Below are 14,167 nucleotides of genomic sequence, written 5' to 3'. Positions count from 1 at the left end.
CAGGAGGTCATAGTCGATTTGCCGTATTCGGCGTTATTGGGTGAAGCCGAGTTTCGCTTCTTCTTCCTCTTGGATGATGATTCGAGGAGTCACCATCATCATGAGGCTTTGCGTTTCTCGACCGATACCGACGTCGCGGAACAGACGGTTGATGTATGGCAGCTTGCTGAAGACCGGAACACCGCGTTCACGACGTTCTTCGCTCAGACGCTTGATACCACCAAGCAGCACCGTACCACCGTCTGGCACACTCACCGTTGTACTCACCGTAACAAAGGAGAACTGTGGCAACTGAATCGTGGTACCCGAGGTGATCGTCTCTTCGGCATCGTTGGTCGTACCACCATCGGCAGCGTCAGGATCTTCCACGGTCGAGTCGGTTCGGCTGCTGCTCGTACCCTCGAAGGTGAACTCTTCGACGTTACCAATTCGGCTGAAGAACGGCACCAAGGTCAGACGGACGAACCGTCGATCTGGCGAAACCACAGCCTGAACGCTAAGCGAAGTACCTTCATTCAGCACCACGATGACCGGTTGCTGGGCAGCTGCGAAGTCACCCACCACCGGAATCACGCTCGTGACGAACGGGGTTTGAGTGGTATCCGAGACGAATGCCGTTTGGCCGTTGAACAAGGTCACCTTCGGAGCCTGCATCACGTTCGATCGCAAGTCACCTTGAGCGGCCTGCATGATGAAGAAGGCTTCGATATCAGAGAGCATGGCGAAACCGAACTGGGCACCAGCCGCAGCAGGAGTCACAAGACCACCCACGGTTGGCACCGTGTTTTGGAACATACTCTGCGTGAACTGAAGGTCCAAGTCAGCGGTAGGAGTCGGTGTCGTGGCCGTTGGATCCAAACCAATGGTAACACTGGGGCTACCTGAGTTATCACGATTTGGGCCGAGCCCCGTCGTATTGTCCTGAATCTGGAAGTCGAAGTCGACACCGACGCGTTCAAAGAAGTTGTCGTTCAAGGTGATAAAGCGAACTTCGATCGTAACCTGAAGGTCTTGCAGACGTCGCAGCTGAGCCAAGAGGTCGGCCAGTCGGTCGTGCACTTCCTGAGTCTGGCTAACTACCAGGCTGAGGTTCGTGCTGAATGGTGCGATCGAGCCTGGACCACCCAGCTCTTCCCACGATTCTGGTTCGACGGTTGTCGTGATGAGTTCGATCAGCTGATCAAAGTCAGGCTGAACACCACCACCAAATCCGCCAGGACCACCAATGCCGCCACCAGGACCGAAGCCCATATTACCTTGCGGCTGACCGGAGACCGGAGGACCACCACTACCCAGGCCAGGGATGAACCCGTTAGGCACCTGTGCCAGAGCACTAGAGCTGTTGATGTCCTGATTGTTAGCAAACAGCGACATCGGGTTCGATCCACCCATGGTACCAACTGGCGAACCAGTAATACCCTGGCTTTCGTAAGCGGCCTTAATGGCACCTGGAAGGCCCATGTTGTAGCTTGGTACGAAGTTCGGAATCGGCAGCACCAGGTCGGCCACGTTGTAAACCTTCTGGTAAACGTTGCGGCTGCGGAACGACTCGCTGGTGATGACCAAGGCTTCGTCGCGAATCACATAGCTGAGACGCAGTGGCTGCAGAATGTGATTCAAAGCACTGTCTAAGCGAACCGCTTGTTGCATGTTGATGCTGATTTCGGTGTCGTAAGTCACCCCTTCGGCTTGCAGGCCGCGTGGATCCAACATGACGTTGATGCCAACCATGTTGCCCAGGGTTTCCATGACGCTTTGCAGCGACTGCTTGTTGAACTTGACGTCGACCTTGGACTTGAGAGCCTTGCGAATCTCGACTTCGTCTTCCGAGATCTGCGAATTCTCTGCCAGCCAGCGTCGGCGACGTTCGGTCATATCCTCCCATTCCTTCGCACTGGCGAACTGGATTGGGTTGTTGTCGTCGAATGGAATGGAGGAGGTATCAACGTTGTGCAGTGCCTGCCAAACGCTCGATTCCTTCTCATCCTTCAGAGCCATGTTCTGATAGGTACGGCGAGCGAACTTGGCCTTCCAGATCAACGTTTGGACAACCGGGTTTTCCGGATCCATTTCACGTGCCTGACGGGCAATCACTTCCGCTTCCTGCCAACGCTGTTGATCCATCAGTTCGTTGAACTGATTGGTCATGTCAGCTAGTTTGCTGTCGATTTCCATCTTCAAGTCGCGATCTTGTTTGATCTCGGTCTTGATCGCAGCGTTGCGTTCATCGAGTTCGATCTGCGACTTGTTCATGTCGATGTAGGTCTCAAGCGATTCGATGCTACGATCGACACGCGAGAGAAGCTGTTTCTTGGCGATTGCGTCGATGGAAGATTCGTCAACCGTGACACGTACCTTCTTCAGTTTGTCCAAAGCACTCTTAGGATCGACTTCTCGCATGGCGTCTGCCTGCGATTGTTCGCGAGTAACTTCGGCGATCATCTGACGCAACAGAACTTGTTGGCGTGCGTCGACTTCCGCCAGCGGCGAAGGATTGCTCGTTTGAGCGACTCCGCTGGTAACCGGATTGGTCTGGTATTGCAGGAAGTCTTGCAAACGTTGGCGTGCAGCTGGATCGAGTTGGCCCTCGTACTTCCAAGCTTCTTCAAACAGCTTGCGAGCTTTCATCTTGTCGCCAGCGGCGAGAGCCTGTTCGCCCTCTTGCAGGTAACGCATCCCTGCCTGGCCAGTAGCGTCTTGCTGTGCCGAAGCGGGCATGTTTCGCGTGTCATCGTTCTGAGGATTGTAAATCCCTTGAGCGACTGGAAAACCAGCACCCATCGGGCCTTCAAATCCGCTGGCTTGACGTACTGGGCTTGAAGCCTTTGCTCGCGAGATCTCCAACATCAACATGTCAGGGCGAAGGTCGCCTTGTTGATAGTTTCGATTGCCAAGCGTGCTGGCCTGCTTGGTGAACGCTTCCGCGGTACCGATGTCACCACGATCCAGAGCTGCCTTGGCCTGAACCAGGATGGCTTGTTCTTTCGCGTGGGCGTTACCGGCAACATTTTCAGGAACGTTTGGAGCAATCTGATTTCCGCCAGCTTCGCCACTCTTGCGACGAGTGATTTCGGTCAGTAGACGATCAGGAGTAACTCGAGCTCGCTGGAAATCGAGATTCATCGATTGCACCTGGCGAGCCATTTGTTCGGCCAGATCGTATTGGCCGTAAAGCATGAGCCCCTCAGCTTGCTGAAGCAGCACTTCACCAAACTTATAGGCAGACTGAGGACCGACAGGCGAAGCAGAAATCTGATTGACGGTGCGGATCAGATAGTCAACATTCTCAGGCGAGTCTTGGTGCGAAGGGTAAACGAGTCCCAGTCCTTGAACCTGACGGACCAGCTTTTCTGCGAGAGCCACATTTCCGCGAGCCAACTCCAGGCGAGCTTGAAGCAGCATGCGGCGGGCCGTCTCGGCGTTGCCCTGGGTGCCAGTTGCGGCAGCGTATGGGTTAGCCGTCATCGAAGGCTCTGGCGATTCGTTAATCGTTGGAAGTCGAGTTGGAGCGGTTTCCGCACCAGGACCACCAGCGGCGATTTCACCACCGAGCATCGAAGGACGAACGCCTGCGTTTTCCAGGTCACGGCGGAAGGCCATCACCGAGTAGCCACCCGATTGGAAGTTCGGTCCGGCCTTAGCAGCTTGTTGGTAGTAGTTCAGAGCCGACATCGTCTGACCACTGGCCAAGGCTTCCTTGCCACGAGCCAGAGCTTCAGCAGCCATCTTCTGCTCCATGCCAGGTTCCTGGCCGAGCAGCTTTTGACCGACGTAGTCTGGGTTGGCTTGGGCAGCCGTCAGTTCGGCCAGATCATGAGCAGCCTTTTCAGGAGTATCCCGAAACTTGCTGAACGCCGGATCTGCAGGAACATTGAACGACTTGGCTTGCTCGATTAGCGACTGAGCACGTTGGTAGTCTCCAGCTCGCATCGCATCGCGTGCAGCTTTCAGAACTCCGTCCTGCTTTTGCTGATCGTACAGCGAACCTTGTTGTTGTCCGGTCGCCGACATTGACGTGACGAGCTCAATCTCGGTCAACGGATTTGCGACGACCCCTTTTCCAGTGCTGAAGCACAGCACGGCAATGAGACCGGCTGTTAGCACACGCGTGGCCAAATTCAAAGCGACACTCCTTGTCTGAACTTGTGGCAGCCTGCGATCCGTGTGTTTTGGGATCGTCCGAGAATGATTCATGGTGTTCCTATCCTTCCCCCTACGGCGACACGTTTCTGACGAGGAACAGTTGCACGCAAGTCCTAAAAGGGACCGCTTGCCCTGTCCACGCGCCGCGCGCACTGGTGAATCTGCATCCTTGCATTTCTAGGTGAGGCGGTTAAATACCGGTTGTCCAAAATGCGGTCAATACCGCTTTGGTGACTTACTCACTTTTTTTGGAAATTGGACCGGTTGCGCTGCTAGCAAGAGGGAGTCCCTTCGCTGGCTGCGCAAAAATCGCCGGGCAGTACAGTACTGAGATCTAAGAAACGACTCAATAGATGTTTTTATCTACGCAAAGAAAAAGGCGTTCCGAAGAACGCCTTAGGTAGTTTTCAACTGAAAAGGGGGATTATTCGCCGCGGCCACGGCCTCGTGGACGGCGACCTTCGCCACTGCTGTACTCGTCGTAGCCGGATCCCCCTTCCATTGAATAGGGATCATCCGGATTCCGGCCACCTCGCGGGAGCTTGACTTCTGGCTTCGCGAAGTTGAACTTGGCGAATTCCTTTATTTCCTCAAGCTCTGACTTGATGTGGATGTTTCCAGCATCATCAAGCACAAGGATTTCGCCAGGTACTTTCAGCTTCTTGTTGTTCTCATCCGTATAACGGCCAACGGTATCTTCACCACCTCGAATGTCGAGCAGCGTATAACCAGTTTTGAGAACGTACTCTTGATCCTTTTTATCCGCGTCCATGGGATACGGTTTACGGAACTGGTAGGTCGCAGGATCCAGGATCCACAGGTCCCCCTTGTACTCAACCATGCTACCGCGAGCAACTTCCTTCAATTCCTTGGTGACCAAAGCCTTGACGTCGGTTTTTGGATCCCATCTCATGGCCAAGACCGTAGCGTTTGGCTCGGCCGTACGCAGAATCTGACGCTGATTGTTGCGGTTATAGACCGTTCGTCCCGCATCAACCGAGCCTGCCAGTACGTCTGCACTCGATGGCACGTGAACCGTAGCGCTAGGTTCACTAAACTCGGTCGTACGCCAGAACTGGAACTGCGGCCCGGTCTGTGTCGTTTGACCACGGACATTTGCCATGCCGCCCTGTTGGGTTTGCAGGTATTTGGTAATCTTGTCGCGTTCTGGCTTCAGACGTGTCAGCACGCCCCCTTCCAGAGCACGCGCTGGGGGTGCTTCCTGGAAGTTTTGAGGATTGTTTGGATCCTCTAGCCACAACTGAACGCGATATTGATAGTTCTTGTTAGGCACAACAGAGGTGTCATAGAAGCGGAACATCTTGTTCTCTGCGTCGAACATCGAGGTTGCACCGCCAAATCCGCCGTAATCGCCACCACTTTCTCCACGAGCCATGCTCATGCCACCGCTACGGCCAGCACCTGGCTTTCGCATCATGCCTGGAGGAGGCGTTGTGATATTGTTCCCGCCGATACCACCCATACCAGACACCATCCCAGGACGACCGTATGGTCCCATGAAACCACCGCTGCCTTCGCTTCCCATTCCCATAGCACCGCCTGGGCCCATGAAGTTTGGCACGTCACTTGGCAGATCGCTACCGCCTTGCGGAAGCAAAATGTTATCCATGTCTTCGGTCATTATGTCCGTGCCGTATCCTTGTTCCCGTGGTTCATACTTGGGAACTGTCGAATGTCGGCCCCAATCGCCAGGATTGAACAATAGAATGGGCGGCATCGGAAAACTAAGCGTTGGATCGAGATATTCTGGAGGAGCAACTTCATCCGGCAAGAACGCCCAACGATGGCGGGCGATTAAGCGTTCTTGCGTGACGTTGATCGATTTTTCCCATTCACCCCAGCTACCATCAGGCTTCTGTTCACGTCGCTCGATGGCAAAGTGAACATAACGTGGATAGTCGCGACCTTCCATGTAGTTGGCGCGATCTTTGAAAGCGGATTCGAACAGGTCCAGTTGCTTCTTAAGCGGAGCGAGCCCGGTAATTGCCACGAAGTACTTGCCTTCGATCTTGCTACCGGTACCACCGCGTGGCTGACCAAACGCCATCGACTGTTCAGGGGTCAGCGTTGGTGGGGCGTTGGCATCGACCATGCCCATTTCGCTGCCGTAGCCGCCCCCAGCGTAACTTTCGTATCCGGATCCGAGAGGCATCCCACCAGGTCCGCCTTCACTCATCATCCCAAGACCACCCTGACCAGCTTGCTGGGGGCTGAGGAATGCGAACGGAGCGAATCCCGCTTTTACTTCCAGACTGGCAAGCGGCAACAATGTCGGATCTGGTCGCTTTTCGATGCTTTCCTTGTGACGAACTCGGAAGCTTGAAGGAGTTTCATACGGTGCCAACGGAATTGGTTTGCTGGCTCGGGAAGCTGCCGTTTGATATTCCGGCGCAACCCAACGCTCATCTTCAACCTCATCCCAGGTTTGCTTCTCGATATTGGTACGTGCCTGATCGGATGCACGGACCAAATCATCCGGTGACGTGCTGATCGAAGGCTGTTGCGTCCCGCGATAGACAAACAAAAGCACGAGGAGAATAGCCAATCCGAAGACGAGCTTTTCAACGTGGAGGATCAATTTTGACTTGAGCCCACCGTTTTGTAAGTCCAGCTTCTTCATGATTGAGTCATCCTTTTTTTACTGCAAACCATCCGAATGTGAGAAGAGATGAGGTTTTGGGCGTTATCTGCTTACCGAGTGGTAGCGGTAACACCAGCTGTTTCCGTTGCCGTGTCATCCGCAGTCGAATCATCTTCGGACGGTCGCGACCCTTCGGGCCACAACAGATCGCGATTGACCGGGTTGTAAATGTAAATGATGCCGTAGATCTCAACCGGGGCGTCGAAGATCTTTTCAGCCTGGTCTAGGTTGTCCCCGCTTTGGCCGGTGCCACTCATGCCACCGATACCGCCGCCGAACTCCCCTCCCATTTCCATTCCGCCGAGACCACCCATGCCGCTCATACCACTTCCGCCATAGCCGCCCATCCCGCTACCACCATCCATGCCACCACCGGCACCGGAGGTTTGCGGGTTGATACGGACCTGACGGACTTCGATCATGAGGTCGGCATTGCCACATTCAACCAGCAGCTTATCGATTTCACGCTGGTCCATGAGAAATCGCATGCGAACAGGCAATCGCTTGGCGACCGACAAGTAATAGTTTTCGGAAGTGGGCTCGGTGGTCGCAGCCTTAAGGTCCTCGACCATCAATTTCTTATAGTCTTTATCGACATAACGGTAATCGCCTGGGTCCATTTCTCCGCCTTCCAGCGGCATACCATCAGGCCCCATGCCCATGCCATCCATGCCCATGCCGTCCATCCCTTCCATGCCCATGCCGGAACCGCCATAGGGGTCTTCCATCATTCCGCTTTCCATGCCGTACTCGTCTGAGCCGCCAGCAGCCAGAGGAGAACGAGGAATGACAACCGTGGATCGAATAGGCATCACCTCACGACCGAATTCGATCGTGTCGATTGCTTTGATAGTGGCTTGGTGAGGGCTGCTGATATCGCCATTGGTCTTGGCGATCACATTCATGATGTTTCGCAGCACCCACAAGTTTTCTTGGGCGTAGAGAACTTCCTTGGTGGTAGGCACGTTTCGACCACTGCCAGCGCCTCCGCCGGGGCCGCCAGAGCCGTCCATTCCACCAATGCCCTGAGATGCACTTCCAGCAGACCAGTCGAAACTTTTGGACTGGATGTTGGCCTGGTTGGTGGGATTCCACATCACCAGCGGTGGCTTTTCGAGGGCATTGGGAGTGCGAGTGTTCATACCCGCCATACCGCCACCTTCATAACCACTACCGCCGCCGAAAGCCTCGATGCCGAATTGACCGCCGCCATCCATGCCATTGCCCGCTGGGGCCCAACGAGCGTGGATGATTTCAGCGAGTTTCGGCAGTTCTTCCTTAATATAGTCGCGGTAAAGCTCACGCTTGTTCGTCGACATCGGCTTGTCTTCTTCCGTCAGCGCTTCGATCGGGCGGCCCAGAAGAATGCCGTTGACGATATCAGCGAAAACCGAACCACCTACGTTTAATTCCGCAGGCCAAGTCAAAACGCCTTTCTGAGCTTCCCACTTCTTTTGCCATGCCTGGTCGATGTCGTCGCGATACTGCGTCAACCAGGTCTGCATTTCTTCCGCGTACTGCGTATTTGGGTGATTCGCCGTACTGGCAATTTGCCGGGCCGCGTTCAAGCTCGATTCGATCTCTTGAGTCCGTGCCTGGCGTTCTTCATCCAAAGACGAGATTGACGTGTACCATCCGCCAAGGCCCACCAAGAGCACCACGACGGCGAAGACCCAGAAGTAATACTTCTTCAAAAACGCGATAGCTGGTCGTAGTTTATCCATGGCTTAGAAGTTCTCCGTTTCGGCATTCGCGGCTTTTTCTTCCGCTTCGGCAAGTTCCGCAGCACGACGCAATTCTTCTCGTTTCGAGAGAGGAGACTCACGCCAACAGAATTGAACCGTGAATCGGTAAACCTTGACTTGAATCGTCGGTGGCTCGATCTTGCTCGGATCGATCGGCTCTTCTGGGTTCATTCCATAACCACCGTATTCGTCCGCCATCCCACCGGTTCCGATTGCTGGGGGATCGTATTTGGGATTAGGAATCTGAACCGTTCTCGGCACTTCGTCCATCGCGATGATGGGATGCGAAATGCCTAATTCTTTCATCGTAACTACTTCAGGCTCGTTGTTCTCGTTAATCAGTTCCAAGGTCCCTCGATCGAGTTGATCGATCAATGTGTTACGCACGTATTGGGCACCCATGTTTTCACGAGCGGCCGGACTATTGTGGAAATGATAACCAGTTATCTGAACAACCCAGCCACTTTCCTCGGCGGAAGGACCGGCAAGTTCGTCTTCTGGATCTGCTTCTCCTTCGATTTCGCTGAGATCGACGTCCGCCTCTTCTTCAGCTGCCGTACCAGCAGTCGAATCAGTTGCTTCGGCCGGAGCCGCCGCTGTAGCGGCGACTGATGCGGCATCTGCTGCTGCTTCCACAGCGAGATCTTCATCGATCGAAGGGGAAGCTTCTTCTCCTTCTTCTAGACGACGCAGAATGACTTTTCGATTTTCAAGCGTCACCGCATATTTTGTTTTAACCGCTTCGGTGTACCACATCGAAAGGTCTGGGAAGTATTGCGATTCGATCGATTCGATCTGCAGGTCAGGCCGTTGATCGATTGGCTTTTCCGAAACTCGACCTGGGGCGAGATCCGGGTCGGTCGGCAGCGAAGCGGTAATGGCCTTCATCAGTTCAGGCCAGAGTCGACGGTTTTCTTCGTTACCAACGACATATCGACCGATCATTTCCAGGTTTTCTTTTTCCGTCATCAACTGAGAATCAGTCGATTGATACCCCTGGCTGGTCGATTGGACCGTCGAGACCTTACGCAGTGCGTCGTCGAATTCCGGGATATGCGAGGAATTATAGGCCTGCCAATGGAAGCCGAAATTCAACGCACAAGCCAGCAGCAAACTTGCGACGGCGGCAACCGCCCATGGCTTCTTCTGCCGAACAATTCGGTCGATCAGAATTTCCTGTGGCAACAGGTTGGTGCGCAGTGCCGATTTCTTCAACCCTTGCAGGCACAAGCCATAGCATGTCGCAAACGACAGCATGTTCTCGCGGAAGCTAGGAGCGGAGGTAACGTCTGTTCCGGTTAGTTTCTGATAGCCATCAAGCTCGACGACGTCGTAACCCAGGTTCTTACCCAGGTAAGGAATCAGACCCGGCAACTTCATGCCGTTACCGATCGGAATAATTCGCGAGATCTTGGCCTTGCGATCCAAGGTCTGGAAGAACCCGATCGACCGCTGAATTTCGGTAACCAGGTCGTTGAACACCGGCCGCATTGCCTGGAAGACGAGCTTCGCGTTCTCTGCCTCAGAAGCGTGGCGTTTGAGATGTTCGGCTTTGGCGAACGTCAGTTTAAGCTCTTTGGTCAACTGCTTGGTGAAGTGATTACCACCGATCGGCAAACTACGCTGCCAAACGCGGAAACCATTAGTAATCACCAAGTCGGTGGTTTCCGTGCCCATCGAGACAATCACGTACGAATTGGGCTGATTCGTAGGGTCGTACTCTTCTTTGAGCGGGTTGATCGTCAACTGATCGTTGGCGACAAAGTTATACAGGCTAATCGGCGTCAGTTGGACGACATCAACATCGATACCCGTATCGAGGTACGGCTGAAGCGATCGGAAGATTTGATCGCGTTTCATCGCGAAGATACCGATCTCGGTCTCCAGCGAGATGCCTTCTTCTTCGTGCGCGCCGGGCATCGGCTGGTAATCCCAAATCACGTCTTCCAGCGGGAAGGGGATTTGCTGCTTTGCTTCGTACTTGACGATGTCCGCAATGCGTTTCGCTTCGACCGGCGGTGCCTTGAAGAAACGTGCAAGCCCGGCCTGACCTGGAACGGAAATACAGATCGAGTCGTTGCGAATATCATTGCGCGAAAGGAATTCGCGCAGTGCGTCCTTGATCAAGCCTTCCGAACCAGCACCAGCCTGATTCAAAGGATTGGGATATTCGATGAAGTCGAACGCTTCGGCGACCATCCAAAATCCGTCTTCGTGCATTCGGCATTTCAGGGCCTTGAGCGCACTTTGACCGATGTCGATGCCCCAAACGGCTTTACCAACAGCCATCTCTGTTCCTCACAGCAATCACTAAGTCGCGTTTTGTCGAGGTTGGCAAGAAACAGCTAGAAACTATCCGGCAATTTCATCCAACGAAGAAGCACGCTCCGAAGATCGCAGGTTTAAGACAAGCAAAATAAAGGAGAAGGGTGTGTTACCAACGCAGTGAATCTTAATCACATTCATTGGCCAACATCCTCATTCTAGTGTGAACTTCTCCAGAATGTCAACGAAAATGCGATTTCCACTGTTTTATGTAAACCACTATCTTGCAACAAGATAGGACACAAACGACCTCCCCGCCATGGGGATCTGAATCCAGGTCATTTTCCGCGACTGTCCACCTTCCCTGCTCCCAAAAAGTGGTCTGGCCCCCGATAATAAGGTCCACCCTGGCCCTCGGACGCACATTAAGTATACCCTATAACTTATTATTTGGTAATTACTTGCGTTCATTTGCCCCATCTCCTCCATTCAGGTCGACGAACAATGATTCAGGAAATTGCGATTCTGCTTCCTTGCCATAGCTTCGAAGACTTTCCCACCTACCATACCGGTGACGATGCCCAAAGCCTGCTGGCTAACTGGACGGCTATGTGGCATCCGGCATTCCTGGCATCGGCAGGGAAAAACCCTCAGTGGCACCGTGTCGACTCACCCCCAGAGAACCTGGACGGCCTGGCCCTGCTCATCCCGTCGATCTGCAAAGCGGAGCTGCCGGCAGGCTTCTCACAACGCGCAAAGGAATCTGGGGCAACGCTTGTCAAAGGTTTGACCGATCGGCAGGAGATCGTCACCAAACTGTTGGGCCGTATTGGCGATGTCCACGAAGTGGCCGCCAAACTAGCACCAGACTTCTATGCACTTGGATACTGTTACCTTCAGGTCGAGCTTTTGACGCGGCAGATGCGTTACTCGAGCAGCTTGGACGAAATCTACTTCGAGAACAAAACGATCGAAGCGGCCAAAGCAGCCGCCGAGGGGCATGAAGCCGAAGCGACCGAGTGCCTCCAAGCATGCTTCGACGTTCTGATGGAAGAGCGAAACCAGTATTACTCTGTCGACGCTAGTCTGCTCGATTTCACCCTGGTCGCTGAATCGACGCTTAATGATTCGCTGCTAGCAGAAGTGAAAGCCCAGATTCCCACGAACCTCTGGATCTCAGGCGCACTTGCCAAAAAGATCGCGGAGAGCCACGGGGAACTTAAAGAAGTCATCGCCACCAAAATTGCAGAAAAGAAGGTTGGTATCGTCGGCGGCGAGTGGATCGAAGGCCCGCTGAACTTGCTCGACCCTGAATCGGTGCTCGCCAACTTTCAGCGGGGGCACGAAGCATACCAGCAAGCATTCGGCGCTTCCCCCAAGGTTTTTGGTCGCCGCCGATTTGGTATGACGGCCTTTCTTCCTCAGATCCTTCGCGGCCTCGGATATGTCGGCGCGATCCATGCCACCCTCGACGAAGGTAAACTACCGGTCAGCAATCAAGGAAAAGCTCGTTGGGAGGGAGTCGACGGCTCGACGGTCGATGCCCTGGCCAAGTTCCCCTTGGATGCCACCAAACCCGAGACTTTCCTCTCTCTCTTCTCCAAGCTCGGCGAAGCGATGGATGGAGAGCACGTTGCTACGCTTGCATTCGCCCATTGGCCACAGATTACTTCCCCCTGGTATGAAGACTTGAAGACGATTGCCCGTTATGGCAACAGCTTGGGCGAATTCGTTACGGTCGAACATTACTTCGAGGAAACCGACACGGCGACTTACCACGGAAACTTCAAACCGGAAGACTATCGAACCCCTTGGCTCAAGCAGTCGATCGTTCGTCGCCAGCCAGGTCCCGTCTCGCAGCATGCCCAGCGCGAGCAGTTCAACGCCCAGCTGGAAGCTGCGGGTAAGCTTCAGGCGTTTGCCGATTTGATGTCAGGCTCAACAAAAGCATATTCCCACCTAGAGCGATCGCTGCAAGACCCCGCCAACCCAGGCCAAGACCAAACCGAAGAAGTTGAAAGTTTGGTTGCTTCGGCAAGTCGAGACCTTGCAGCAGCTCTCCCACGTCTTGAGCAATCAACACAAAAGGGCTACCTCAGCTTAAATACGTTGAACTCGGCCAGTACACGTGGGGTTTTCGTTTCGCAGCTGCCTGATCTTCCCGCCGGAGGCGAACCTGTGATTGCCAGCGGCCATGATAGCAAACGTAAGTTTGCCGCGATCGAAGTGCCTGGCTGTGGGTATGCCTGGATCACGGGAGACGCCAAGGGAAGTGCTGGCAAGCAGAAAGCACTCCTCGATGGGCACGTTCTGCGGAACGAGTTCATGGAAGTGCATATTCATCCCGAAACAGGGGGCATCAAGTCGATCTACGACTACAAAACCAGGGGCAACCGCTTGTCACAGCAACTGTCTCTGCGAATGCCAGGCAAGAAGCAAGCAACGGGGGAACGCTATCTTGGCCCGGATGCTTCGGTGATTTACAGTCAAATGAAAGTCACCCAGATTGATCCCGCCACGAGTTCCGCGGCCATGGGTGAGATCCATACTCGGGGCAATATCATTGGGGAAGAGCACGAAGTGATGGCTACCTACAAGCAAACCTATCGCTTGTGGCGTGCCTCACGGGTGCTGGAAATCGATATCGAAATCGAACCCCAGGTAGACCCCAAATCGCTCCCGTGGGATTCCCACTACTGTTGCCGCCTGGCTTGGGGGGATGAAACGGCCCTGACATATCACGATGTTCAATGGGTCCGCACACGCTGCAGCGGTCGGCGAATTGAGGCCTCCAATTATGTCGAGATCAATGCTTCGCACGGGAAAACGACACTCCTGACGGCCGGTATTCCGTTTCACTTGCGTAACCATGGGCACATGCTCGATACCATTTTGATTCCGCACGGCGAAACTGAGCGAAAGTTCCGTCTTGGGATCGGGCTCGATCTTCCCTACTCGCTGCCAGCAGCCCGTGAATTCATGTATCAACCGCAGCCAGTGTTTGAATCGGCGGCGATGCCTGCGCCGGGTACTACCTCATGGATGTTCCATCTGGAAGCCAAGAACGTCATTCTGACGAGCCTGAAATCGTTGACCAACGAAAGCGGGGAAGTCATCGGCTTTACGACAAAGATCCTGGAAACCGAAGGACGCAATGCGAAGGGGGCTTTACGCTGCTTTCGTAAAGTAGGCGAAGCACACCTGTGCGATTTTCAGGGCAATCGTATCTCAAAGTGCCAGGTCGAAGATGATCGCATCAACTTCCAGCTCGCACCCGGTCAATGGTATCCACTGGAAGTACGTTGGGACTAATTCACGAATGATTATCATGACTCAGCGGCCCTAGGTGACA

At 54.1% G+C, this 14,167-nt stretch carries 5 protein-coding genes; 1 reads left to right on the top strand and 4 read right to left on the bottom strand.

What is annotated here, in order from left to right:
* Positions 1 to 33 precede the first annotated feature (33 nt).
* The 4 genes from C5Y96_RS01535 to pilM all read right to left on the bottom strand — a co-directional run bounded on the left by C5Y96_RS01535 (position 34) and on the right by pilM (position 10,839).
* Entirely contained in the window at positions 34 to 4,122 is a 4,089-nt protein-coding gene (locus C5Y96_RS01535; RefSeq protein WP_158261038.1) for a general secretion pathway protein GspD, read from the bottom strand.
* A gap of 445 nt (positions 4,123 to 4,567) precedes the next feature.
* Positions 4,568 to 6,784: a hypothetical protein gene (locus C5Y96_RS01530; RefSeq protein ID WP_105349788.1), complete on the bottom strand. Its 2,217-nt coding sequence runs from the start codon at positions 6,782 to 6,784 to the stop codon at positions 4,568 to 4,570.
* A gap of 71 nt (positions 6,785 to 6,855) precedes the next feature.
* Entirely contained in the window at positions 6,856 to 8,529 is a 1,674-nt protein-coding gene (locus C5Y96_RS01525) for a hypothetical protein (RefSeq protein ID WP_105349787.1), read from the bottom strand.
* 3 nt (positions 8,530 to 8,532) lie between these two features.
* Positions 8,533 to 10,839 (bottom strand): pilus assembly protein PilM, encoded by a 2,307-nt coding sequence (pilM, locus tag C5Y96_RS01520; protein ID WP_105349786.1) that lies wholly within the window; start codon positions 10,837 to 10,839, stop codon positions 8,533 to 8,535.
* 480 nt (positions 10,840 to 11,319) lie between these two features.
* Between pilM and C5Y96_RS01515 the strand changes: the two genes are divergently transcribed.
* Positions 11,320 to 14,127, top strand: a complete 2,808-nt coding sequence (locus C5Y96_RS01515; RefSeq protein WP_105349785.1) for a hypothetical protein — start codon at positions 11,320 to 11,322, stop codon at positions 14,125 to 14,127.
* Positions 14,128 to 14,167 lie beyond the last annotated feature (40 nt).

Source organism: Blastopirellula marina (assembly GCF_002967715.1).
Taxonomy (GTDB): Bacteria; Planctomycetota; Planctomycetia; order Pirellulales; family Pirellulaceae; genus Bremerella; species Bremerella marina_B.
Note: the sequence above shows the minus strand (reverse complement) of the source record. Positions and strands in the feature narration are given on the sequence as shown.

Coding starts and splice junctions, on each gene's coding strand:
- C5Y96_RS01515 (WP_105349785.1), top strand. CDS start 11,320: ATGATTCAGGAAATTGCGATTCTGCTTCCTTGCCATAGCTTCGAAGAC.
- pilM (WP_105349786.1), bottom strand. CDS start 10,839: ATGGCTGTTGGTAAAGCCGTTTGGGGCATCGACATCGGTCAAAGTGCG.
- C5Y96_RS01530 (WP_105349788.1), bottom strand. CDS start 6,784: ATGAAGAAGCTGGACTTACAAAACGGTGGGCTCAAGTCAAAATTGATC.
- C5Y96_RS01525 (WP_105349787.1), bottom strand. CDS start 8,529: ATGGATAAACTACGACCAGCTATCGCGTTTTTGAAGAAGTATTACTTC.